This window comes from Hymenobacter defluvii, assembly GCF_017589435.1.
Lineage (GTDB): Bacteria > Bacteroidota > Bacteroidia > Cytophagales > Hymenobacteraceae > Hymenobacter > Hymenobacter profundi.
On the sequence record NZ_JAGETX010000003.1, the window covers coordinates 120,762 to 145,663 of the forward strand.

Sequence of the window (24,902 nt, forward strand, 5' to 3'; positions counted from 1 at the left end):
TGTTTCCGCAGGCCTGGGGTTATGTAGTAGATAGGGATGGCGCGGGGCTATGCCCCGTGTCATGTATTGGCAGGTCTCTGGCCTGCCACCGTTCGCGCCATTCGAGAAGTTTCGGCAGGTTGCTTAGGTAGCTCAGGCCAAAGCTCGTTCTGGCAGCGCAGGCCAGAGGCCTGCTAAGTAATAGACACGGGCCACAGCCCCGCGCCATCCGTTTTACTTACCTACTCCCAACCGCCGCCCAGCGCCCGAATCAGCTGTACGGTGTAGCTCAACTCGTTGGCCTGGTTTTGCACCACCAGGCGGGCGGCGTCCAGAGTTTGGCGGTCGGCGTCTACTACCTCAAAGTAGCTGGTGAGGCCGGCGCGGTAGCGCTCCTTGGTAAGCAGGCCGGCCATTCGGGCCGAGCGCAGGGCGCGCTGCTGCACCGTGAGCTGGGCGGCACTCTGCTGCACATTCGCCAGCGAGGTTTCCACTTCCTGAAATGCCACCAACGCTGTTTGGCGGTACTGCGCGGCTTGCTCGTCGTACTGGCGTTCTACAATCTGCTGGTTAGCCCGCAAGCGGCCGCCGTTGAAAATCGGGATGGAGATGCCGCCGCCCACGTAGTAGGCGTAGCTGTCGGCTACCTTGGGCAGGTCACCCAACGCACTCGACAAGGGTCCTACAAAACCATTGAGTTGCACGGTGGGTAGGCGGGCTAGGCGGGCAGCATCGGCGCGGGCGTTGAGGGCGGCTAGCTGGCGCTCGGTGCGGCGCAAATCGGGGCGGCGGGCGAGTAGAGAGGCGGGCACGGCGGCTGGTACCCGCGGAATCAGAAGCTGACCGGGACGCGGCACTAGCGCAAACTGGCTGGCTGGCTGGCCCATGAGGGTGGCCAGGGCTGCTTCTAAGCCGGCGCGCTGGCGGCGCACTTCCACGATGCCCGCGTCTACGTTGGCCAGTTCCGTTTCGGCGCGGCGTACGGCAATTTCGTTGTCGACGCCGGCCTGGTTGCGAGCTTGGGTGAGTTGCAGGCTTTCTACCCGGGCCTGGCGGGCGCTGTCCAGCACCAGCAACTCAGCATCGAGGCCGCGCAGGTCGAAGTAGTAGCCGGCGGCATCGGCGGTGAGCGAGAGCTGCACAGTGCGCAGATCTTCCTCGGAGGCTTGCTCGTCGGCCTCGGCGGCTTGTACGTTGCGGCGCAAGCGGCCCCATACATCCACCTCGTAGCTCACATTCAAGGGCAGGTAAAATTGCGTTTGGTTGATAGCCTGCGGGCCATTGGTGCTGGCAATGGGCAGCGGCCGGTAGGCTGACAGCCGCTGCCGGTAGGCCTGCGGGTTGAGGGCCACTGTGGGCGAGCGGTAGGAGTTCACCACCGTCACGTTGGCGCGGGCCTGCTCCACGCGGGCCACCGCAGCTTTCAGGCTGTAGTTGGCGGCCAGCACTTGCTGCTCCAGCCGTGCCAGCTCGTCATCCTGAAAAATGCTCCACCACGCTGGCACAGTTGGCTGCCGGGGTAGCTCGGCCGCGGCGGCACTAGCGGGTGCCGGGTTGGTTTGGGGCGCGGCAAAGGTGGTATCGGTGCTGTTTTTCCAGGTTGTGGGGGCCGTTACGCTGGGCGGCTGGTAGCGCGGTGCGCGCGCGCAACTGGTTAGCAGCGTGCTCAGCAGCAGTATCGAGAGAGAATAATATCGCAACGAAAAGCTCATGCAGGTGGATACTACTGGTTGACGGTCAGCTCTGAGCTGTTTCAGAAGCTGCTGCTCTGTATGTCTTTTTTCATCTGTCATCCTGAGCAGAGCGAAGGACCTTATGCCAAGTGAACGAGTCGTTGTTACGCTTGTCGTTCTGTGGGCAGAAGGTCCTTCGCTCTGCTCAGGATGACACACTTTTTATATAGCTGCTACCCCCCTACCCTACTTCCCAGCCGGCGAAGACACGATGGGGCGGTTAGGGTCGTAGAGGCGCTCGGGGGCGGCGGGCTGGGTAGGCGCGGCGGCTTTCTTCTCCACCTTGGCGCGGCGGGCGGCCACGGTTTCGCCCTCCGTTAGCGTTTCGGCGGGGTTTACCACCAACAGTTCGCCGCCTTTTAGGCCACCAATTACCTCCACCTGCGCGCCAAAGTCGCGGCCGGGTGTGATGTCTTGGTAGTGCACTTTCTCGTCCTGAATGACCACCACACGGGGCTGGGTGCCGCCCGGCACCAGCGTATTGGCGGAGATAAGGACGCTGGGCGCGGTGCGCGGCAGCTCGAAGCGCACCTGGGCAAAGATGCCCGGCCGCAGCTGCTGCTCACGGTTCGAGATTTTCACGATGGTTTCCAGCGTGCGTGTGCCCTCGCTCAGGGCACCGGCGTCGCGAGCGACGCGGCCGGCAAAGGTGCGGTTGGGAAATTCGGGCACGATGAGCTGGGTGATAAGGCCCGGCCGGATAGCGGTGGCGTAGTTCTGCGGCACATTCACGAAGGCGCGTAGCGTATCGGTTTGCTCTACCTTAAACAGCTGACTACCCGCCGCATTGCTCGGCGACACCAACGACCCTACCTCCACGTTGCGCTGCGTGACCAAACCGCTGAACGGCGCCACCACCCGCCGAAAGCCCTGCTGGGCTAGCAGACCATTCACCACGGCCTGTTCAGCCGAAAACTGGGCCTTGGCCTGGTCTAGCTCCTGCTTGGAAATGGCGCCGGGCATGCTGATGCCCGTGAGGCGGCGGTAGTTGCTCTGGGCCAGCGTGAGGTTGGCGCGGGCCTGAGCAATCTGCTGGTCCAGTTCGGGCGTGGCAATGAGAGCCAGCAACTGGCCGCGCTTCACTTCGGTACCAATATCGGTGTACCAGGCTTGCACAAAGCCGTTGGTGCGGGCAAACAGGTAGGTTTCGCGGTTGGAACGGGTGTCGGCGGGCAGGTCCAGGCGGATGGTATCGGGGGCTTGCTCGGCGGGCAGTACGCTCACAGTAGGCGTGGCGTTGGCTCCGCCTTGGGCTTCTTCTTTGCGCTCGTTATTTTGTTTGAGGCGGGGTAGCAACCCGATCAGCAGCAGTAGTGCAAACACGGCCACGGCTACCAGCACCACAATCCAAAACGTGCGCCGGCTCCGCGGCCGGGCCGGGGCAGCCTCTGCTGGTGGCGTATCGGCGGGACGGTGGTCCACCTGGTTTTCGCCAAAGTGCGCGTGCTTACGCCGCGCCCGCTCCTCGCTGGAGAGGTGGGCGTTGGCGTCGTCGGTAATGAAATCCGTTTGTTCTTCGGGAGGAGTAGCCATAGGGTAGGCTGAAGCGCAAGAAGGTAGGGCGCGTGGTGAAATAGTTGGGAAGGACGACGAGATTAAGCGATTACCTGTTGCTGTTCAACTTCGGCTTCCGCCTCCGCATTCAGCTCTTTTTTCTTGAGGTAGCTAAACATAATCGGGACGAAAAACAGGGTAGTGACCGTGGCCAGCAGCAGGCCGCCAATCACGGCGCGGCCCAGCGGGGCGTTTTGTTCGCCGCCCTCGCCCATACCCAACGACATGGGTAGCAGGCCGATAATCATGGCCAGAGCCGTCATCAGCACCGGCCGCAGGCGGGTAAAGCCGGCATCCAGGGCGGCGTCGCGGGGCGAGAGGTCGGGGTCTTCCTCGCGCCGCTCGTTGGCAAACGTCACCAGCAGGATACTGTTGGCCGTGGCTACCCCGATGCACATAATAGCGCCCATCAGCGAGGGCACCGAGAAGGTGGTTTGTGTCACAAATAGCATCCACAGAATGCCCGACAACGCCCCCGGCAGCGCCATAATGATGATGAACGGGTCGAGCCACGACTGAAAATTTACGACCATCAGCAGATACACCAGCAGAATAGCGCCAATCAGCCCAATGCCCAGCCCGATAAACGAGGTGCGCATGCTGTCGATCTGCCCGCGCACCGTGATGGTGGTGCCTTTGGGTAGGTCTTGGCGGTATTTGTCGAGGATTTTGGTCATGTCGGTATTCACACTACCCAGGTCGCGACCTTCCACGCTGGCATACACGTCTACCACCCGCTGGATGTTGTAATCCGAAGCGAGGGCCGAGGTAGCGGTGCGACGGCTCGTAGTAAAGCTGCTCAGCAATTGCGGATTCGCTTGCCCGGCGCCAGTTACCCCAATGGTATTCAGCGCATCCAGCGACGATAAATTGCGTGGCGGGGTTTGTACGGCCACCGTGTAGTTCACGCCATTTTGAGGGTTCAGCCACTGGTTGGGCGTAGTTTGGGTGCTCGACGACAGGTTCACCAATACGTTGTTGGCAATATCGCGCTGAGCCAGGCCGGCCTGCTGGGCGCGCACCCGGTCCACGTCGAGGCGCATCTGGGGTAGGTCGAAGGCCTGGTAGATGAAAGCATCCACCACACCCGGCACGCGGCTCATGTCGGCCTTAATCTTGGCAGCAATCTTCTGGTTGGCCTCCACGTTTTTGCCCGTCACCTGAATGTCGATGGGCGCGGGTAGGCCGAAGTTGAGCGTCTGGTTCACGATGTCGGCTGGCTGGAAAAACACCGTCAAATCGGGTTGCTCCTTGTTGATGCGGCGCCGGATTTCGCGGATGTACTCGGCCGTGGGGCCGTGCTCCTCCTTCATCGACACCAGAATTTCGCCGTCGCCGGCCCCAATCACGGGGTTGTCGCTCATCAGCAAATTCAGCGACACCACGGGTAGGCCGATGTTATCCAGAATCAGCTCCAGCTCGTCTTTCGGAATCACCGACCGGATGATCTGCTCCACTTGCGCAAAGCGGCGCTCGGTTTCCTCCAGGCGCGTGCCAGTGGGGGCGCGCACGTGCAAGCGCAGCTCGCCGGCGTCTACCTTCGGGAAGAAGTTTTCGCCAATGAGCGGATACAGGCACCCCGAGCCCACAAACAGCACCACAAAGCACAGCACCACCGCCCGCCGGTTGTCCAGAGACCAGTCCAGGGCGTCGCGGTAGTGTGCCCGAAACGCCTCGAAGCGGTGGTCGAAGGCCTTGTGCAGGCGCCACACCCAGCTTTCCTCAATGCTCTTAGCAGCTTTGCGCTCGGCTTCGGTGATGGGTTCTTCTGCTTCTTCCTCGGCCGTACCGCTGGGATGTTCGCGCTCGGCCTGCTCGCGGCGAAGCTGGTCTAGGCGAACCTCGGCCTCACTCACGGACTGGTGGTTGCGCACCGATTCGGTGGGCAGGTGGGCACCGCCCTCGGCGTGGTAAATGGGGAGTTCTTTGCGCAGCAGAAACTGCACCATGGTAGGGACCAGCGTGCGCGAGAGAATATACGAGGCCAGCATGGCGAATATCACGGCCAGCGCCAGCGGCGTGAAGATGTAGGACGCCACGCCCGCCAGGAAAAACACCGGCACAAACACAATGCAGATCGAGAGGGTAGCCACTAGCGCGGGGGTAGCAATCTGCTGGGCGCCGTCCAGAATAGAGCGTTTCAGGCCCTTGCGCAGGCCCATGTTGCGGTGGATATTCTCAATTTCCACCGTGGCATCGTCCACCAGCATCCCCACGGCCAGCGACAAGCCGCTCAGCGTCATGATGTTCAGCGTCTGTCCCAGCAGCTTCAGCACTATGATGCTCACCAAAATCGACAATGGAATGCTGAGCGCGATGATGAGGGTAGAGCGCCAGGAACCCAGGAACAGCAGAATCATGAGGCCGGTGAGGGCCGCCGCAATGCACGCCTCCACCACCACGCCCTTGATGCTGGCGCGCACGAAAAACGATTGGTCGAACAGCAGTTTCAGATCGAGGCCCTCGGGGGCATTAGCTAGGACTTTGGGTAGGGCTTCCTTGATGCCTTCGATTACGTCGAGGGTGCTGGCGCCGCCGCTTTTCATGATGGGCACGAAGGCCGTACGGCGGCCGTTCTGGCGCACAATGTTCTGCTGCACGGCCGCGCCCTCGTGCACAAACGCCACGTCGCGCACGTACACCGTGGCACCGTTCACCTGCCGGATAGGGAGGTCGTTGAGGGAGGCCACGGCCTCGGGGCTGCTGTTCAGGCGCACGTCGTACTCGCGGGTGCCCATTTTGGCCGTGCCGGCGGGTAAGATGATATTCTGGGAGGTAATGGCCGCCACTACATCGTTGGCCGACAGTCCTTTACCGGCCAGCGCCACGGGGTCGAGGTCCACCATCACTTGCTTGGGCTTGCCGCCGTTGGGTAGGAGCAGCGAGGCCCCCTTCACAATGGCCAGCCCCGGCCGGATAAAAGAGTTGTTGGCATCGTACAGGTCCGACTCGCCCAGCGTTTCCGACGACAAGCTGGCCTGGGCAATGGGCACGTTGGAGGCCGAGTAGCGGATGATGTTGGGCGGCGTGATGCCGGGCGGCATGATGCGCAGCAGCGTTTGGCAAATGGCGGTGAGCTGAGCCACGCCGGCCGCCGGGTCAGAACCCGGCTGGAAAAACACCTTGATAATCCCTACCCCCTTCAGGGATTGAGATTCCATGTGCTCAATGTTGTTGACGGTGGTGGTGTAGGCGCGCTGGTTGATCACCACCACGCGGCGGTTCATTTCCTCGGGGCTCATGCCCGCGTAGGTCCACACCACGCCCACCACCGGAATGTTCACCTCCGGGAAAATATCCACCGCCATGCTGCGGATGGTCATGATGCCGCCCAGCAAAATCAGCAGGGCCATGACCACAAAGGTGTAAGGGCGCGCCAGCGCCAACCGAACTATCCACATACCGCACGCAGGGTTACTCGGGCGCCGCCGCCCAATGATCGGCTAAAGAACCGCCGGCCGGGCTGATGGTTGCACCGCAGACCTTGTATTCATGCGGCCTCGGGCAAACGGCAAATGCGTATGTTTAGAAAGGTTTTGTAGTAGAGACACAAGATCTTGTGTCTTGTTGTTGCTGATATGATTTATCCGAACGAGACTATTGTGAGTCGTTCGACAACGAGACACAAAATCTTGTGTCTTTACTGCGTACCATATCCACGGCACTCATTTCTTTCTCCCACCCTACCTCTCTCTGGTATGCCCCTCCCTACCCTCACGCGCCTCGGTTGCGGCTTGAGCCTCGTAGCAGCCGCCTTCGGCAGCGGCTGCACCGCCAGTCGTAACACGCCTACTATCAACCACATCGCCGTCTATGTATACGACCTCTCCAAGAGCGTGGCGTTCTACAAAGACGTGCTGCAACTACCCGAAATTCCAGAGCCGTTTCACGATGGCAAGCACGTGTGGCTCCGCCTTGGTCCGCACGCCCAGCTCCACCTGATACAAGGTGCCACCAGCGTCATCGACCACGACAAAAATGCTCACCTGGCCTTCCATGTGAAGGACCTGGATGCGTTTGCCGCCCGTCTCACGCAGCTGCACATCCCCTACGGCAGCTGGACCGGCGAGGCGAACCAAACCACGCCCCGCCCCGACGGTATCAAGCAAGTCTACCTCAAAGACCCCGACGGCTTTTGGGTGGAAGTGAACGACGACCGGTTTTGAGACAATAGAACGCAAGAACGTCCTTCCGACCAGCGGGAGAAACCTCGCTGGTCGGAAGGACGTGCTTTGATCTTTATTAGAGAAAGGGCTTCTGCTTTTGGCCCGGCCGAATACCCTACTTGAAATACTTGCTATAAGCGGCCGGCATGGCAGCCAGCGGCTTAATCATAATGTCTTTATAGAAGACCTCGGCGGCTTCGCTCTGTAGCTGTATTTTACCGTGCGTTAAGGGGTTGCGCTGACCGTTGGCGAGGTAGCCGGAGTTTTCGGCGGCCAGTACCACGTGCCCGTTCACGAGGTGTACGCTCTGACCGTTCACGTTCAGCAATTCCAGCTCCGTCCACTCGCCGTTGGGCGACTCGTAATTGGCAGACGCCTGGCAGAAGTTGCGGCCCTCTTTGCCCATGGTGAGCAACGGCGCGGCAGGCGTGAACTTCAGCGTATTTTCGGTGGTATTGTGAGTTGCGTGGATGTCGGCCGAGGAGTTGGCAATGCACCAGAAGTCACCCATGGCATTACCATCCCGGTACTCCGACACCTGAAATTCCTGGGCCAGCATCCAACTCCGCCAGTAGTCTACCCCGCATTCGCCCTGGCTGTTGTAGAGGATGCCGCTGTCGAGGGGCTCGTTCAGGCGGGGCGTCCACTTCTTCTTGCCCCAGCGCACTTTCAGCTTCAAGTCGTAATTCTTGAAATCCTGCTTGGTGAACACGCAGCCATAAATTTCGCCGCTGATACGCAGCACCGGCTGCCCCTGCTCCATCACCACCGAAAACACGTTCGCTTCGTTCTTATCGTAGCCAATGGGCGTTAGGGGCTTCCCTTCGGCATCGACGGGCTGCTGCCCTTTGTAACCGTTTTGGTGCCGGTAGCTTTCGTAGGTGCGCCACTTGCTCAGGTTTTTATCGAGCAGCGGCTCCCAACCTTTCTGCGGCTGGTCAAACGAAGTAGAGGGTAACAGTAACGTAGCGGCAGAAGATAAGAGCACAAGGAATTTCATGGGCGGAAAGTTGGAGGTACAGGAAACGACCTGCGCAGTATAGCGCGGAAATTTGTTCCGTGCTATACTGCGCAGCAAGTAATCTATAGAATGAAGTTGCAGCCGCGGAAACCCTGCGCTGCTCGGCAAAGAAGGGGCTCTACCCTACAACCGCTCCATGCACGTTTGTAGGCTCTCGCGCCAGTGCGGAATGCTGATGTTCAAGGCCTTTTTCACGCTGCTTTTGTCCATCACGGAGTAGGCGGGGCGGGTGGCTTTGGTGGGATATTCGGCGGTGCGGATGGGCACCGTGCGCACGTCTACCTTGCCCAGCTCGAAAATAGCCACGGCGAAATCGTACCACGAGGTGAGGCCCTCGTTGCTGTAGTGGTAGATGCCGTACTGCTGGTTTTGCTGCTCGATGATGGTGAGCAGGCAGCCCGCCAGGTCGATGGCGTAGGTAGGAGTGCCGGCCTGGTCCCAGATTACGCGCAACTCGTCCCGCTCGCTACCCAGGCGCAGCATGGTTTTCACGAAGTTGTTGGCGTATTCAGAATACAACCAGCTAGTGCGCAGAATGAAAAATTGCTGGGTGTGGGCGGCAATGGCCTGCTCGCCTTCCAACTTGGTGAGGCCATACACGCTGATGGGCTCGGCTGGGTCGGTTTCGGTTAGGGGCTCGTTGCCGGTGCCAGCAAACACGAAATCGGTAGAAACGTGCAGCAGCGTGGTGCCGTGCTGCGCGCACAGGCGGGCCAGGTTTTCGGCGCCGTCGCGGTTGACGCGGCGGGCTAGGTCTACCTCATCCTCGGCCTTGTCCACGGCCGTGTAGGCGGCGCAGTTGATGCAGTAGGCCGGCTTATGCTCGGCAAAAACAGCCTGCAAACCAGCTACATCCAAAATGTCGGCTTGTTCTTCGGGTAAGAAAACGATGCCGGTAAGACCGCGCTCCTGCGCTACGTGCTGCAAGCATTGCCCCAACTGACCGGAGGCACCAAAAACAAGGGTAGTTCCCATAAAAATCAATAGACCTGTGTACGTTCTGTCGCCACCAGCGGCGGAGTGGCCCGCAAATTAGAACTTTCGCGGCAGGTGGGCACTACGGTTTCTGCACGGGGCGCTTGTTGTCGATGGGCGTGAAGCGGGTTTCGCGGGGTTGCTTTTCGCTGAGGTAGCGCCAATAGCGCAGCGGTACGTGGCGACGGTGCAGCTTCAGGTTGCGGCGCTCCGGGATGTTGGCGTGGTCGAAATAGGTTTGCCAGAGCAGCCGAAACAGCGGCTCCCGCTCGTCGAGCACCGTGGCCGACACGTCGGTGCGGCGCTGGGGGGTAGGCGCTTCAAACTGCACGATGTCGGTGCGGTGCAGGTCGTAGTAAAGGCCGTAGCCGCGGCGCCGGTCGAAGATTAGCCAGCGCTGATCGGCGTAGCGCTTGGTGAAGTGGGGCGCAATGAGCGGCAACACGTCAAAATCCGGCTCAATGGTGGCATGAAACAGCTCGTCTTGGGTTTTCTCGAAGCGCACGAAGGCTTCCATGCGGTGTTTTTCCCTACCCAATTGCTGACTGATGTGGGCAATGAGGCGCACGGTATCATCGGCCAGGTTCTCGGACATGTCTACCCTACCCCGCGCCGCCACGGCTTGCTGCACGAAGCGGCAGATCAGCAACTCCCGGTCGGGCCGCTCGGACAAGAACGTGTGGTAGAGCCGGCGCCGGGCCTCTTCGTTCATATACTTTAGCAGACCGTTCCACACCCGCGTGGCTTTTTCCTCGCTGGTATCAATGGGTATGGCAGACGTAAACAGGCCACCCTGCACGCTCCCTGCGGGCTGCACGCTGTTGGGCACCGCCTGGCGCTCATACATTTCCAGCACCACCGTCAGCAGGCCGTCAAATGAACCGTCATACACGTAATCCAAGCTCATAATCCGTTGTTTAACATTCATAACAATACCATAAAGCACCCTATTCTATCTGATGAGCAACTATTCAGCTGCCTGAACCAGAAGGAATAAGAAACTCACAGGCGCTACTTATCGACTTTATTACGTATCCTGCACGGCTGGCGGGCTTCCTTTTACCGTTCAGCTTAGCAAAAGATTTTCTTCCAGCACGCTACTTTTGTATTTGTGGAAAAACTACCGTGTATTCTACTGGTCGACGACGATCCGGTAAACAACTTTCTGAACCAGCATCTGTTGGAAAATCTGGCAGTAGCCGACCAATTGCTGGTCGCTCAGAACGGACAGGAAGCTTTTACGCTTTTGCAACAGCATCATCAGCCGGAAGACCATGAGGCCTACCCTGCCCTGGTGCTCTTGGATGTGAATATGCCCGTCATGAACGGCTTGGAATTTTTGCAGGCATACCGGCAACTGCCACCGGCCCAGCAGCAAGCCCTTGTGATTGTGATGCTCACCAACTCGTTGCAGCCCCAGGAGATTGCCCGCGCCCAGCAGCTACACGTAGCCGATTTTCTGAGTAAGCCGCTGACCCGCGAGAAGATAGACACCGTACTCCAAACGCATTTTCATTACACGTTACCCGTGGCTAGTACGCCCAATGCCTAACCGAGCTTTACGTACGGCTCGGCTGCTCTAAAAATTCTAGTAGGAGTTGGTTTACCCGTGCGGGCTCTTCGTGCTGCACCCAGTGGCTGGCTTCGGGCAAATAGAACAGCTCCCCTTGCTCGCAATACGCCAAGCTCTGCTGCGCAAGCTCGGGTAGCAAAAAAGCATCTTTACTACCCCAGATAATGCGCACCGGCACCGTAATCGGGGTAGCGGAAGCTGCACCGCGTCGCTGGTAACGCACGGCCCGATACCAGTTCACCATGCCGCGCAACGCGTGCAACTGCGCCCAGGCAGCCTGATACGCGGCCATATCGTCGTGCCCGAAAGTGCCCGGCCGACTGGTGCCTTGCAGCGCCCGGCGCAAGGCTTTGTAGTGCCGACGGCGTAGCCACCACTCGGGCAGCCTGGGCAGTTGAAAGAAAAACACATACCAGCTTCTGCGGCGCTGCCGGCCGTTGTGCCGCAATGCCCGCGCCAGCACGGCCGGGTGGGGCACATTCAGCACTGCTACTCGCTCCACGAAGGTAGGCCGGTGGGTAGCCAGCCACCAGGCTACGGCCGCGCCCCAGTCGTGGCCCACGATGGTGGCTTTCTCCTTACCCGCTGCCGCCAGCAGACCCAGTACATCGGCGGCCAGTTCTTCTATGCGGTAGTCGCGAATGCGGGGCGGCTTGCTGCTGCGGTTATAGCCACGCTGATCGGGTGCCCACACGCGGTAGCCCGCCTCGGCCAGCGCCTGTAGTTGCTGCTGCCAGCCGTACCAGAAATCGGGGAATCCGTGCAGCAGCACGACGAGCGGCCCGTCGGCGGGGCCGCACTGCACCACGTGCAGCTGCTGCCCGTTGGTAGGCACGGTGTAGTGTTCCAGCAAGTAGGTCATACGACCCTATACCACAATGGCCGCGACAGGTTGCACTGCCCCTACCCTAAGCAGCCTCCGGACGCTCCTGGTTTCCAGTCTGCGTCTGGCTAGCCAAATATGCCGCCCGGCTTTGCTCGTGTAGTTGGCGCACCAGGGGCAGCAGCTCGCTCAACTTGCAGCAGCACGCCATGCGCGCTACTTTCATCTGTCGGACTTGGGCACGGTGTGACACGGTCATGTTTTTGATGTGCTGGTGATGGATGTGCTGATTATTGATGAGGTAAAGTGCTGATGACTAATGAGGTGATGTGCTGATAATTGATGTGTTGATTTTCAATTATCAGCACATCACCTCATTAACCAGCCTGCGCGAACAAGTCGAGTTGCTGGGTGACAAGGGCCGAACGGACGGAGCCCGCGCCGAACAGGATTTGCCGACGGATGCTTTGCTCGTCGTACTCACGCTTTTCCAGGGCCATGCCTTTGCAGGTGATGAAGTACTTGGCCCGCTTCAACACTACCCCAAACTTGTGTAGGTTGTCGAGGGAAAGGGAGGTGAAGCGCCGCGCCGCCACAATGCGCTTGGCCGACTTGGCCCCAATGCCGGGCACGCGCAGAATCAATTGGTAGTCAGCCGTATTCACGTCCACCGGGAACATGTGGCGGTTGCGCAGCGCCCAGGCCAGCTTGGGGTCTATTTCAAGGTCGAGGTAGGGATGTTCGGGGTCCAGGATTTCGTCGGCCTGGAAACCGTAGAAGCGTAGCAGCCAGTCGGTTTGGTAGAGGCGGTGCTCCCGAATGACGGGCGGCTGCGTGAGCTGGGGCAGGCGGGCGTCGTCGGTGATGGGGATGTAGCCGGAGTAGTACACGCGCTTCAGCCCGTAGCCCTTGTAGAGCGAGTCGGTGAGCTGAATGATCTGGTGGTCGTTTTCCGCCGAGGCACCCACAATGAGCTGGGTGCTCTGGCCGGCCGAGGCAAACTGCGGCACTTTCTTGAACAGGGCCTTCTCCTCCTTATTCTGCACGATACCATCCCGAATCTGGGCCATCGGCGTCAGGATTTCCTGGTAATTTTTCTCCGGCGCCAGGTTTTGCAAGCTCATCTCCGAGGGCAGCTCAATATTCACGCTGAGGCGGTCGGCATACAGGCCAGCCTCCTGAATCAGCTCCTCCGAAGCCCCCGGAATGGCCTTCACGTGAATATACCCGTTGAATTTATGCTCGGTGCGCAGCTTCTTGATGATGCGCACCAGGCGCTCCATAGTATAGTCGGGCGAGAAGAAAATGCCGCTACTCAGAAACAGGCCTTCGATGTAGTTGCGGCGGTAGAAGTTCATGGTCAGGTCTACCACCTCGTCCACCGTAAAAGCGGCACGCTTCACGTCGTTGCTCTTGCGCGACACGCAGTAGGCGCAATCGAAAATGCAGTGGTTGGTAAGTAGAATCTTGAGCAGCGACACGCAGCGGCCGTCCTCCGTGAACGAGTGGCAGATGCCCATGCCCTCGGCATTGCCCAGGCCTTTGTCCACGTTTTTGCGCTTGCCACCGCTGCTAGAGCACGATACATCGTACTTCGCCGCATCTGCCAAGATGCTTAGTTTTTCCTGGATTCGCTCGTTCATGTAAAAGTCTGCCTTTCGGCTCAAAAGTATTGATTCATTTGCAATAAACCAGATAATAGCTAAGCTAATTTTTTTAGAAATAGTTTCGTAACGCAGACTTCTATTTTGTGCTAAGTAGACCGTCATTCCGAGCTGGTAGAGGAATCCGCGTGCATCGTTGACCGTCGTGCTCCATCTGGCGTCCGCTGGTCGAAGCATGACGGTCTGAATTTAAAATGTGGGCGGGCCGTTGCACGTAGCGCGCAATTAGTGGGGGCGGACCGCCGTTACGCGGCCGCTGTGCTAATCCACACCGTGCGCAATCCTCGTAACTTGCCAGTTGCCACCCGGCTGCTCTCTTCTTCTATGCGTTTCTGCGTTGCCTTTTTCAGCTTGTCATTGCCCTGGCGCTTTGCGCTGGTGGTAGGATGCTGGCTGTGGTGGGCAATGCCCGCGCAGGCGCAACAGCCGGTGCGGGTGCTCCCGCCCGACACCACCGAAATAGCGCAGCCCGACTCGTTGCGGCGGGGTTTTGATGAGGAGCGCCTGCTCAATGGCCTAAAGGCATATACCAAGCGCAAAACCATTGCCGGCAAGGCGGCAGCTCTGCTATTTCGCTTCACACCGCCCCGCGAAGACAAGGCGGGTCTCGATGCCCAACTGGTAGACCGGCAGTTTGCCAGGCACAACTTCAAGATTGTGCGCAACATCAACATCACGTCGCTGGATGCCTTTGGCTATAACATCAACGACGTAAACCGCACGCCGCGCAACTTTCTGGAGAAGGCCGGCAACAGCTTCCACATCAAAACGGCCCGCTCGCGGGTACGGCAGGTACTGCTGTTTCGGCCCGGCCAGGAGCTAGACCCGCTGGATCTGGCCGAATCGGAACGTCTGCTGCGCCAGACCTCGGAGATTCTGGACGCTCGCGTGTTCGTGAATGAGGCCACCACTTCGGCCGACAGCGTGGATATTGAGGTCGTTACCAAAGACGTATTCAGCATCAGCGGGGGCTTTCAGCTGCGCGACGTGGACGCGGCGGTTGTCGACCTGCGCGACATCAACTTTCTGGGCATGGGCCACCAGTTTCGCAACTCCTACCAGTACGGCCGCAGCACGCCCCAGAGCTGGTCGTACAAGGGCAGTTACCTGGTGCCGTTCCGCGACTTCCTGTACGGCCAGGTGCGCGTGCGCGACGAGTACCGCAACAAAGAGCAGAGTTTCAGCCTGAACCGGAGCTTCTACTCCGTGAACACGCGCTACGCCTACGCCCTCAACCTCGACCACTACAACGTAGACGCCACCCGCTACCCCGATACGCTGTACCGGGCGCTGCGCTTCTACCGGCAGGATATCTGGGTAGGCCGCTCCCTGCACCTGCCCAGCTACGATTTGGGCTACGACAACCCCGGCCGCCTGGTAGTGGCGGCGCGGGCCATCAACACCCGCATCATCAAGTCGCCCTACCCCGAGTACCGCACCAACACCCTGCTCTACGGCACACTGGGCTACACCGTGCGCCGTTATTACAAAGACAAATACCTGTTTGGCTTTGGCCGCACCGAGGACATTCCCACGGGTTCTATCTACAGCTTCACGACGGGCTATGAGCTGAACGCCAAGCAAAACCGGCACTATTACGGCATTCGGGCGGCATATGCGGGCTATAGTCCGCTGCGGGGCTACCTCTACCTCAATGCCGAGTTCAGCAGCTACCTGCTCCGCCCCCAAAACAACTGGCAGCAAGGCCAGCTCAACACCGAGTTGCTATATTTCACGCCGCTCTACCGCACCGGCAACTTCCAGTGGCGCCACTTTTTCTGGAACCGCTCCACTTTAGGATTCAATCGGTTAGCCGAAGAAGCCCCCTTGGTTATTGATGGTAGCCGGGGCCTGCGGGGTTTCAACTCCAACCAAACCCTGCGTGGGCAAAGCCGCTTTATTCTAAACTACGAAGCCAACGTGTTTACGCCCCTTTCATTCCTGGGCTTCCGGGTAGCGGCGGTGGCCTTTGCAGATGCCGCCTGGCTTTCCGGCGGGGGCCAGACCATCCCGTTTGCCGATAAACCCTACATGGGGTTCGGCCTGGGTCTGCGCTTCCGAAACGAATACACGGTCCTGCGCACGTTCCAGTTCTTCTTGGGCTACTACCCCCGCGGCCAAGCCAGCGGCGACGGATTCCGGATTTTCCAATCCTCGCGCTCCTACTACGGCTTCAACGATTTCAGCATCGGCCAGCCCAGCATCACTACGTATCAGTAGGCTTTTAATTAAAATTGAGAATTAAGAATTAAGAATTGACCTTTGTCTGCTAGCGTCGGGGCTATTTGGAATAGAACGCTCTAGGATGGCCTGCTTCCCAAAGTCTGACACCGATGCTCAAAACACGGTAGGACACCACACGCTTGTACCTGTTCAACCAGCGTAAGTCTGCCCTCAAAAAGGCCTTCTGCCTTTTTAATTCTTCATTTCTAATTCTTACTTGACTACATGCTTTTAGGTGATTATAACGAACTCGAAGTAGCCCGCGAAGTTGATTTCGGCATGTACCTGATTTCTGACGATGGCGACATTCTGCTACCCGCCAAGTACATACCAACCGGCACCAGGGTAGGCGACACGGTGCGCGTATTTGTGTACCGCGACTCCGAGGACCGCCTGATTGCCACCAACTTAGAACCCTACGCGCTGGTCGGGCAGTTTGCTACCCTCACCGTCCGTGACGTGTCGGCAGTGGGCGCTTTCCTGGATTGGGGCTTGGAGAAAGATCTGCTGATTCCGCACAGCAACCTGCGCCGCACCCTGCGCCCCGGCGACCGTACCACAGTGTTCGTCTACCTCGATGAAACCACCGACCGCATCGTGGCTTCGGCCAAGTGGGAGTGGTTCCTCAGCGACCAGCCCTACCCCGGCAAAGCCGGCGACACCGCCGAGCTGCTCATTGCCGACGAAACCGACCTGGGCTACAAAGCCATTGTGGATGGCACCCACCAGGGCCTACTCTACCACAACGAGGTCTTCAAGCCCCTGCGCCTCGGCGACGTGCACACAGGCTATGTGCGCCAAGTGCGCCCCGACGGCAAACTCGACCTCACCATTCAGCGCCCCGGCTACGACGAAGCCCTAGCCGCCGCCGACGACCTACTGGCCGCCCTACGCAAAACCGGCTCTATTCCCCTCGGTGACAAAAGCGAACCAGACGACATCTACCGCCGCCTGGGCATGAGCAAAAAGATATTCAAGAAGGCCTTAGGCAGCTTGTATAAGCAAGGCTTGGTGACGCTCGCGCCGCTGGAAACGCGGCTGGTGGGAGAGGAATAAGAATAGGAGGGCAAGAGAGTGTAAGGGTAGGAAGTATGTCATCCTGAGTGCAGCGAAGGACCTTATCACGCTAGAACGACAAGTGTAACAACGACTCGTTCTGACGTGATAAGGTCCTTCACTGCGCTCAGGATGACAGACTTCCTGCCCTCACACCCCCCTACCCTCCTACCCTATCCTTCCCCGCTGTATCCCCAATTCCAACCCGCGTAGCTCAGCAAGGCCGCGGAGGCGGCCGATGGCAGAGTAGCCGGGGTTGGTTTTTTTGGCGAGGTCGTCGAGCATTTGGTGGCCGTGGTCGGGGCGCATGGGGAGCGTAACCCCACGCTGCTGCATCACCTCTATTAGCTCCTTCATTACCTGATACATATCCACGTCGCCTTCCAGGTGGTTGTCCTCGTAGAAGTCGCCGGCGGCGTTGCGGCGGGTGCTGCGCAGGTGGATGAAGTGGATGCGGTCGGCGAACTGGCGCACCATGGCAGGCAGGTCGTTTTCGGGGATGACGCCGAACGAGCCGGTGCAGAAGCACAGGCCATTGCTGAGTGAGGGCACGGCGGCAAACAGTGCCGCCACATCGGCGGCGGTGCTTACTACCCGCGGTAGGCCCAAGATAGCGTAGGGCGGGTCGTCGGGGTGAATGACGAGGCGCACGCCCGCTGCCTCGGCCACCGGCGCTACTTCGCTCAGAAAATGGATGAGGTGCTGCCGCAGCCGCGCCGCATCAATGCCCTGGTAGGCGTCTAGTGCCTCCTGAAACTGCGCCAAGGTGAAGCTTTCCTCGCTGCCAGGTAGGCCCGCAATGATGTTGCGCTGTACTTGCAGTTGCTCGGCCTCGCTCATGCCTGCCAGGCGCTGGCGGGCGGCCTCCAGCTCCGCGGCCGTATAGTCCTGCTCGGCGCCTTTGCGCTTCAGCAGCAGCGTGTCGAATGCCACAAAGGCGGCCCGCTCGAAGCGCAGCGCCCGCGAGCCGTCGGACATGGGGTAGCTCAAGTCGGTGCGCGTCCAGTCCAGCACTGGCATAAAGTTGTAGGTGACGGTGCGAATCCCGCACGCCCCCAGGTTGCGCAGCGACTCCTTGTAATTTTCGATATACTGCTGATATCCTGCGACCTGGGTCTTAATAGCTTCATGCACTGGCACGCTCTCCACCACGCTCCACACCAGGCCGGCGGCCTCGATTTCGGCCTGCCGCTCCTGAATTTCAGCCACCGGCCACACCACGCCGTTGGGTAGGTGATGCAGCGCCGTGACGACGCCCGTGCAGCCTGCCTGCCGGATATCAGCCAAAGAAACGGGGTCAGAAGGACCAAACCAGCGCATGGTTTGCTCCAAGAAATAGGGTTGTTGGGGCATTACTGAATGTATGGATTTTTATAAGTGAAGCCCGTCATTCGTCCCTGCAAGAGAAGTGACGAGTTCTTTTCTAAGAAGCTGTTTGCACGGTGTAGAGACGCATAGTTGCGTCTCTACACCGTGCAAACAGCCCCTACACGCCGCCAAAAATAGAGAAGCCGCCGTCCACGCAAATCATGGAGCCGGTCACGAACTTGGACGCGTCGCTGAGCAGCCACACTAGCGCGCCTTGCAGCTCGTCGGGGTGGCCGAAGCGCTGGAATGGCGTTTGGCGGATGACTTTTTCGCCGCGGGCGGTGAAGCTGCCGTCGGGGTTGGTGAGCAGACTGCGGTTTTGCTCGGTAAGGAAAAAGCCGGGGGCCAAGGCGTTCATGCGCAGCCGGTCGCCGTAGCGGTTGGCCATTTCCACCGCAAACCACTGGTTGTAGCAGTCCACGGCCGCTTTACCCATGTTGTAGCCTAGCACTTTAGTGATGGCCCGCTTGGAGTTCATGGACGAAATGTTGACGATGCTGCCCGCGCCCGACTCGGCCAGCGCCGGCCCAAACACTTGGGTAGGCAGCACGGTGCCCCACACGTTCAGGTCCATCACGCGCTTCATGCCGGTCAGGTTCATCTTGAATACGTCCTCGGCGGGGTCCAGCACACCATCGGGGGCATTGCCGCCGGCGCCGTTCACCAGGCCATCAATTCGGCCAAACGTATCCATCACCTGCTGGCAGGCGGCTTGCAGCTCGGTTTCTTCCAGCACATCGGCCACCAGGGCCACGGCCCTCCCCCCCTGCTGCTGAATGGCTTCGGCGCGGGCCTGGGCCACCTCGGCGTTGCGCCCCAAAATGCCTACAGCGCCACCCGCCGCCACAATGCCTTTGATAAAGGCCTCGCCCAAAATACCGGTACCGCCGGTCACTACAATTACTTTGTCCCGCAGGGAAAATGAATCGGTCATGCAAGAACTGCTAAAATGATGATGCTCTATTAACTGTTTACGTTAACTAAAAGAGTCATTAGAACAGTGTAGAGACGCATATTTGCGTCTTGTCATCGAACAACACGTGTCAGCATCGTTATAGCGAACAACATCAGCAACGACGAGACGCAAGTATGCGTCTCTACACCGCGCCCTACCCTACACGTTATACTCGGGCTGCCACCGCTCGATGGTGCGGTTGTAGATGGCCTGATTGGCCATATGCACCGTGCAGGCCACTTTAGCGCCGGTGAAGACGTTGGAATCGGGTAGCTTCTTTTCGTGCACGGTGCGATGAAAATCGTTGAGCGCGTACCAGGAGCCGTCTTTCAGCGGGCCGGTTTGGATGGGAATGCCGCCGTTTTTGTCCCAGGTGATTTTCGTGGCGCCGGTCACGCCATCTACGGTACCGTACTCCTTCAGCGTGTCTTTTTCGGGGTAGTACACGCCCTCATCAATAAGCAGGGAAATGGTGCCGCGGGTGCCTTTCAGCTTGAACAGGTAGCCGTCGTAGGCGTTGCCGCAGGTGGCGCCGAAGTTGCCTACCATGCCCTCGCGGGCGTAGCGGGCCATCACCTGCACGTTGTCGTAGGTTTCGCGGCCGTCTTTGTAGTAGTCGATGCCGCCGGTGCCGAATAGCTCGTCGGCGTGGGTGTTGAAGGCCCAGTTAATGAAATCGATCTGGTGGGAAAGCAGCTCGGCAGCCAGTCCGCCGGAATACTCGCGGTACATACGCCAGTTGATTTTACGCTCCAAACCCGGCTCGGGCACATGGCGGCGCCAGCTGCCGTTCCGGTCCCAGCGGCAGTCAATCTGCGTCACCTTGCCCAGGTAGCCCTTGTCAATCATTTCCTTCACCTTATAGTAGAGCGGCGAGTAGCGATACTGGTGCCCTACCTGCACCGTTTGGTTGGGCCGCTGCCGGGCCAGTTGCACCAGCTCCAGAGCCTGCGGAATGTCGTAGGTCATGGTTTTTTCGAGGTACACCTGCTTGCCGGCCAGCAACGCCGCTTTGGCTACCTCGAAATGCAGGTAGAGCGGCACGGCAATAATCACGGCCTCCACGTTGCGGGCGTCCAGCAGAGCGCGGTAGTCGAGGTAGGTTTTGGCCTTGCTGGCCGATTTCACCTTCAGGGCGTTGGTGAGGCGAAAGGGCAATTCGTCGCACACGGCCGTTACCTCGTATTTGTCGGGCAGGTCGTTGATGATCTTGAGCAGGCCCGTGCCCCGGTCGCCGCAACCAATTACGCCCACTTTGAGCTTGCCCGCCGCCGCGGGTGCGGCAAAGGCGCTCAGCATTTGGTTGTGCAGCAGCAGGCCGCTGGTAAGCAAGCCCGTTTTCTTGATAAAATCTCGGCGGAGAAAGTTAGTCGTCATGGGTGAAGCAGGAGTTTGGTAAAGCCTACAGTAGCCGTATCAGCCACGGCGCCATCGGAGCGCTGATAAATAAAATAAGCCTGAAGATCAGGATTTTGTCGCAGAAACGAGAGGGCGCGGTCCAGGCCCATGCCCATCAGGGCGTTGTCGTAGGCATCGGCCGTGAGGGCATCGGGGGCCACTACAGTCACGCTAATCAACTCATTACGAAAGGGGTATCCCGTTTTAGGGTTGATGAGGTGCGCCGCCTGCTGGCCCCCTACCCGCCGAAACTTGCGGTAGTTGCCGGAGGTGGTCACGCCGCCCGCCGTGAGGCCAATCACCTGCTGCAACGCAGGCAGCGCGAAAGCACTGGTATCGGGCCGCTCAATGCCGATGCGCAGCAGCTCGCCGCCCGGCTGCCGGTGCCCGCGCACCCGCAACTCACCGCCTAGCTCCACCACGTAGTCGCGGATGCCGTGGCGCTCCAGCAGGGCCGCCAGCACATCCACGGTATAACCCTGAGCAATGCCGTTGAGGTCGAGGTGCAGGGTAGGAACTTGCTTCAGGAGGGAGTCGCCGCGTAGCGTCAGCTTGTCGGACCCTACGCTGCGCAAGAGAGCCTGAATGGCGGCCGGGGTAGGCGCACCGGCCGCGGGCTGGTGGCCGAAGCCCCAGGCCTGCACCAGCGGCTCTACGGTGGCATCAAACAGACCATTGGTGGCGCGGTACACTTCCAGCGCCTTGCCCACCACGCGTTGCAGGTGCTGATCGGCGCGCACGCCCCGCGGGGCTGCATTGAACTGGTTGATGAGGGAACCCGCCCGGTAGAGCGACAGCGAGGCGTCGATTTCTTCTAGCTGTTGGGTTACTTCAGCCTGCTTCACCACGCTATCAGCGGCGTAGTACGTGAGGGTGTACGTAGTGCCCTGCGCATAGCCGTGCAAGTGAAACGCTTGCACTGGGACCGGCGCCGGCGTCCATAGAGATACTATAACAGCAAGTAGAAGTTGAATAATCATATGCTAAAAAGAAGCAGCCGACAAGCTACAGCCCTTTAGCATAATTCCAGCCTTTTATGTTCAGTAATTACGAAAACGTTTGCATAGATTAATCTGCTATTTTTTTGAAGTACTAATCCCTTTTTATAGGTTTACCAGCACCACTAAGTACCTCAGGCATACGATAATTAGTTGTATAAAGGGTTGAATTTGCGCGTCAATTTCGCAAACGTTAGCGCAAACGATTTAGCAATACCTATTCAATTACAACGCTAGCAGTTCTAGGGCACACACGTCTGCATACTTCAGGCTTTCGCTTGGCTTCCCTCTGTCCCACACCCTATTCCCTACCTATATGACAACACCTTATACTAATTGCCTACCCAAGGCTATCCTGTTATTGTTGCTGCTCCTGGCAGCAACGGTTACTAGGCTGGTAGCCCAACAGCCAGGCAACGCCATCAGCGGCAAGATCGTGGACGCGAAAGGGTCTGCACTGCCTGGCGTTACGGTGCAGGTGAAAGGCACAACCACTGGCACTAGCACTGGCCCCGACGGTACCTTTACGCTACAGGCCCCGCCTACCGCTACCGAGTTGGTTATCAGCTCGATTGGGTACACACCGCAAACCGTGACCATCGGCAGCCGCCGGCAGTTCAGCGTAACGTTGCAGGAAGATGTGAAGTCCCTGGACGACGTGGTGGTGGTAGGCTACGGCACCCAGAAGAAAAGCCAGACCACAGGTGCTATTTCCTCGGTTACTTCTCGGGAAATCAGTGAGTTGCCCATAGCTGACCCGCGCCGCGCACTGCAAGGGCGGGCCGCCGGCGTGGATGTAACGCAAGCGGGCAGCCGCCCCGGTCAGGGCGTAACGGTGCGCATTCGGGGGCGCCGCTCCATCAATGCCAGCAACGAGCCGCTGTACGTGGTAGACGGCATTCCGCTGGCCGCGGGCATCGACGACATCAACCCCAACGACATTGCCTCTATGGAGGTGCTGAAAGATGCCTCGGCCACGGCTATTTACGGCTCGCGCGGGGCCAACGGCGTGGTGCTTGTGACGACGCGCCGGGGCACGGCTGGCAAAACCGTGGTGAGCTACGACGCCTACGGCGGCTTCTCGCAGGCCCTAGGCCGGGTGGATATTATGAACGGAGCAGAGTTTGCGGAAATGAAGCGGGAGTCGCGCCGGGCCGTGGGCAACTACGACGATTCCGACCCGGCCGCGGCGGACCGCCGCCTGTTCTCGGCCGTGGAGCTGGAAGGAATTGAGCAAGGCCGCAGCATCGACTATCCTTCCATGCTGCTGCGCACGGCGGGCATTCAGAGCCACCAGGTAGGAGTGCGGGGCGGCAGCGAGAAAACGCAATTTGCTATTTCGGGCAACTTCTTCAAGGAAAATGGCATTCTAAAAACCACTGATTTCACGCGTTTTACGTTCCGCATCAACCTCGACCACCAGATCAACGACCACTTTCAGGTAGGCACTTCTACCTTGGGAGTATACAGCCTCAACAACGGCAACGACAGCCCCGTGTACGGAGGGGGACGCTTTAGTCCCTTCGGCGGGGCACTCAACGAAAACCCGCTGGGCAAGCCCTACGACGAGAACGGCAACCTCATTTTCCTACCTACCCCCGACGGCCTGCGCTCCAACCCCGCAGCCGAGGTAGTGCCGGGCGCCAATATTGTAGAAACCCGCACGATGCGCCTGTTCAACAGCATCTATGCGAACTGGAAGATTACGGATGGGCTTCAATACCGCCTCAACTTCGGCCCCGACCTGACCAACGAGCGGTTTGGCAGCTTCACGGGGAGCAAAACCAACGCCCGCCGACTGGCACCAGCCACCGCCCGCACCGAGTACGGCCAACGCTTCAACTACACGCTAGAGAACATTCTGACCTACAACAAGACGTTCAAGGACGTGCACACGCTGGGCGTCACGGCCCTGCACTCTATCCAGCGCGACCGGTACGAGCGGGCTTTTATTGACGTGAACGGGGTGGCGGCCGAAACGCAGGAGTTCTACAACCTGGGCCAGGCCAGCACCTTCAACACGCCCGGTACCGACCTGCGTACCTGGACGTTGCAGTCCTTCATGGGCCGCGTGAACTACGACTTTAAGGGCCGCTACCTGCTTACGCTCACGGGCCGCTACGATGGTTCCTCCCGCTTCGGGGCCAACAACAAATACGGTTTCTTCCCATCGGTGGCACTGGGCTGGAATGCCAGCGACGAGGCCTTTCTGAAGAACGTGTCGTGGCTGGATCAACTGAAGGTGCGCGCCAGCTACGGCGTTATCGGCAACACGGGCATCGACCCCTATCAGACCCAGAGCCTGTTGTCGCGCACCACGTATGCCTTCGGCAACAACCCCGCCTACGGCTACCGGGTAGGCAGCCTCGGCAACTCCGACCTGCGCTGGGAAACCACCGCCACCGGCAACATCGGCCTGGATTTCAGCCTGTGGAAAGGACGCCTGTCGGGCTCCCTGGAAGCCTACCAGGCCAATACCAGTGACCTGCTGCTCTACGACCAGCTGCCTATCTCCAACGGTTTTACGCAGGTGCTCCGCAACGTGGGCCGCACCCGCAACCGCGGCCTAGAAGCCACGGTGTCTACCGTCAACCTGAACACTGCTGGTGGTTTCCGCTGGTCGACGGACGTGCAGTTCACCCGCAACCGCGAAGCCATTCTGGAGCTGTTCAACGGCAAGGTAGACGATGTGGGCAGCGGGCGCTTTATCGGGCAGCCTATTACGGCGTATTTCGACTACGAGAAGATTGGCATTTGGCAGACCGATGAAGCAGACCAGGCCAAATCCTTTGGGCAGGCGCCGGGCCAGATTAAGGTAAAAGACCAGAACGGCGACGGCCGCATCGATGCCAACGACCGCGTGGTGCTGGGCTCCCAGGTGCCGAAGTGGTCGGGCGGCATCACCAACCGCTTCGAATTCAAGGGTTTCGACTTTTCGTTTTTCGTCTATGCGCGGGTAGGCAGCATGATACGCAGCGAGTTCCACACGGCGTACAACCGGCTAGCGGGCCGCTACAACAACCTGGATATCGATTACTGGACGCCCAACAATCCCACCAACGACTTCCCGCGGCCCAATGTGAACCAGGAAGAACCCATTTACGGCTCTACCCTCCAGTATTTCGACGGCACGTTTGTGAAGGTGCGCAACATCAACCTTGGCTACAACTTCACGCCGGCCGTGGTGCAGCGCCTGCATTTGAGTGGGCTGCGCCTGTACACCAGCATTCAACAGCCCTTCATTTTTGCCCCCTACCGCTCCAAATACAAGGGCATCGACCCCGAAGTGGACGATCAGGTGAATGCTGGCCAGGTTCCGTCGGTGCGGCAAATCACCTTCGGCCTGAACGCCAAGTTCTAGTACTTCCTACCCCTACCCTGCCGGCCGCGGTGCCATGCGGTAGTCTGTTGTTCAA

Annotated in this window: 18 protein-coding genes; 5 read left to right on the forward strand and 13 right to left on the reverse strand. The window is 59.4% G+C overall.

Going from position 1 to position 24,902, the window contains the following annotated elements; all coding sequences use genetic code 11:
* Window positions 1–221: 221 nt before the first annotated feature.
* The 3 genes from J4D97_RS07465 to J4D97_RS07475 form a co-directional block, all read right to left on the reverse strand.
* Window positions 222–1,691, reverse strand: a complete 1,470-nt coding sequence (locus J4D97_RS07465) for an efflux transporter outer membrane subunit (protein ID WP_208307035.1) — start codon at window positions 1,689–1,691, stop codon at window positions 222–224.
* A gap of 207 nt (window positions 1,692–1,898) precedes the next feature.
* Entirely contained in the window at window positions 1,899–3,245 is a 1,347-nt protein-coding gene (locus J4D97_RS07470) for an efflux RND transporter periplasmic adaptor subunit (RefSeq protein WP_208307036.1), read from the reverse strand.
* A gap of 62 nt (window positions 3,246–3,307) precedes the next feature.
* Window positions 3,308–6,667 carry an efflux RND transporter permease subunit gene (locus J4D97_RS07475; protein ID WP_208307037.1) on the reverse strand — a complete coding sequence of 1,120 codons (3,360 nt, stop codon included), beginning with the start codon at window positions 6,665–6,667 and terminating at the stop codon, window positions 3,308–3,310.
* 297 nt (window positions 6,668–6,964) lie between these two features.
* Between J4D97_RS07475 and J4D97_RS07480 the strand changes: the two genes are divergently transcribed.
* Window positions 6,965–7,432: a VOC family protein gene (locus tag J4D97_RS07480; protein ID WP_185280520.1), complete on the forward strand. Its 468-nt coding sequence runs from the start codon at window positions 6,965–6,967 to the stop codon at window positions 7,430–7,432.
* Between the two features lie 115 nt (window positions 7,433–7,547).
* On the opposite strand, the gene J4D97_RS07485 is transcribed toward J4D97_RS07480, so the two are convergent.
* The 3 genes from J4D97_RS07485 to J4D97_RS07495 all read right to left on the reverse strand — a co-directional run bounded on the left by J4D97_RS07485 (window position 7,548) and on the right by J4D97_RS07495 (window position 10,356).
* Complete coding sequence (locus J4D97_RS07485) at window positions 7,548–8,432, reverse strand: 3-keto-disaccharide hydrolase (RefSeq protein ID WP_208307038.1); 885 nt, start codon at window positions 8,430–8,432, stop codon at window positions 7,548–7,550.
* Window positions 8,433–8,576: 144 nt separating this feature from the next.
* On the reverse strand, window positions 8,577–9,428 hold the full coding sequence (gene rfbD / locus J4D97_RS07490) for a dTDP-4-dehydrorhamnose reductase (protein WP_208307039.1): 852 nt from the start codon (window positions 9,426–9,428) through the stop codon (window positions 8,577–8,579).
* A gap of 82 nt (window positions 9,429–9,510) precedes the next feature.
* Window positions 9,511–10,356: a TIGR03915 family putative DNA repair protein gene (locus tag J4D97_RS07495; RefSeq protein WP_243900199.1), complete on the reverse strand. Its 846-nt coding sequence runs from the start codon at window positions 10,354–10,356 to the stop codon at window positions 9,511–9,513.
* 183 nt (window positions 10,357–10,539) lie between these two features.
* On the opposite strand from J4D97_RS07495, the gene J4D97_RS07500 reads away from it, so the two are divergent.
* Window positions 10,540–10,980 (forward strand): response regulator, encoded by a 441-nt coding sequence (locus J4D97_RS07500; RefSeq protein ID WP_185280524.1) that lies wholly within the window; start codon window positions 10,540–10,542, stop codon window positions 10,978–10,980.
* Window positions 10,981–10,987: 7 nt separating this feature from the next.
* Here J4D97_RS07500 and J4D97_RS07505 read toward each other — a convergent pair whose 3' ends face one another.
* The 3 genes from J4D97_RS07505 to J4D97_RS07515 all read right to left on the reverse strand — a co-directional run bounded on the left by J4D97_RS07505 (window position 10,988) and on the right by J4D97_RS07515 (window position 13,467).
* On the reverse strand, window positions 10,988–11,863 hold the full coding sequence (locus tag J4D97_RS07505; RefSeq protein WP_208307040.1) for an alpha/beta fold hydrolase: 876 nt from the start codon (window positions 11,861–11,863) through the stop codon (window positions 10,988–10,990).
* A 46-nt stretch (window positions 11,864–11,909) separates the two neighbouring features.
* On the reverse strand, window positions 11,910–12,083 hold the full coding sequence (locus tag J4D97_RS07510) for a hypothetical protein (RefSeq protein ID WP_185280526.1): 174 nt from the start codon (window positions 12,081–12,083) through the stop codon (window positions 11,910–11,912).
* Window positions 12,084–12,201: 118 nt separating this feature from the next.
* A complete protein-coding gene (locus J4D97_RS07515; RefSeq protein ID WP_208307041.1) occupies window positions 12,202–13,467 on the reverse strand; it encodes a putative DNA modification/repair radical SAM protein in 1,266 nt (421 codons plus the stop codon).
* 345 nt (window positions 13,468–13,812) lie between these two features.
* On the opposite strand from J4D97_RS07515, the gene J4D97_RS07520 reads away from it, so the two are divergent.
* Window positions 13,813–15,708 (forward strand): hypothetical protein, encoded by a 1,896-nt coding sequence (locus tag J4D97_RS07520; protein WP_208307042.1) that lies wholly within the window; start codon window positions 13,813–13,815, stop codon window positions 15,706–15,708.
* 228 nt (window positions 15,709–15,936) lie between these two features.
* Window positions 15,937–16,767, forward strand: a complete 831-nt coding sequence (locus tag J4D97_RS07525; protein ID WP_185280529.1) for a CvfB family protein — start codon at window positions 15,937–15,939, stop codon at window positions 16,765–16,767.
* Window positions 16,768–16,935: 168 nt separating this feature from the next.
* Here J4D97_RS07525 and uxuA read toward each other — a convergent pair whose 3' ends face one another.
* From uxuA to J4D97_RS07545, 4 genes are all read right to left on the reverse strand, one after another.
* On the reverse strand, window positions 16,936–18,120 hold the full coding sequence (uxuA, locus tag J4D97_RS07530; RefSeq protein WP_208307043.1) for a mannonate dehydratase: 1,185 nt from the start codon (window positions 18,118–18,120) through the stop codon (window positions 16,936–16,938).
* 133 nt (window positions 18,121–18,253) lie between these two features.
* Window positions 18,254–19,069, reverse strand: a complete 816-nt coding sequence (locus tag J4D97_RS07535) for an SDR family oxidoreductase (protein ID WP_208307044.1) — start codon at window positions 19,067–19,069, stop codon at window positions 18,254–18,256.
* 180 nt (window positions 19,070–19,249) lie between these two features.
* Complete coding sequence (locus tag J4D97_RS07540; protein ID WP_208307045.1) at window positions 19,250–20,467, reverse strand: Gfo/Idh/MocA family protein; 1,218 nt, start codon at window positions 20,465–20,467, stop codon at window positions 19,250–19,252.
* Window positions 20,464–21,468, reverse strand: a complete 1,005-nt coding sequence (locus J4D97_RS07545; RefSeq protein WP_208307046.1) for an FAD:protein FMN transferase — start codon at window positions 21,466–21,468, stop codon at window positions 20,464–20,466. The genes J4D97_RS07540 and J4D97_RS07545 overlap by 4 nt, the downstream gene beginning before the upstream one ends.
* Window positions 21,469–21,802: 334 nt before the next feature.
* Between J4D97_RS07545 and J4D97_RS07550 the strand changes: the two genes are divergently transcribed.
* Window positions 21,803–24,847 (forward strand): SusC/RagA family TonB-linked outer membrane protein, encoded by a 3,045-nt coding sequence (locus tag J4D97_RS07550; RefSeq protein ID WP_208307047.1) that lies wholly within the window; start codon window positions 21,803–21,805, stop codon window positions 24,845–24,847.
* Window positions 24,848–24,902: the final 55 nt, after the last annotated feature.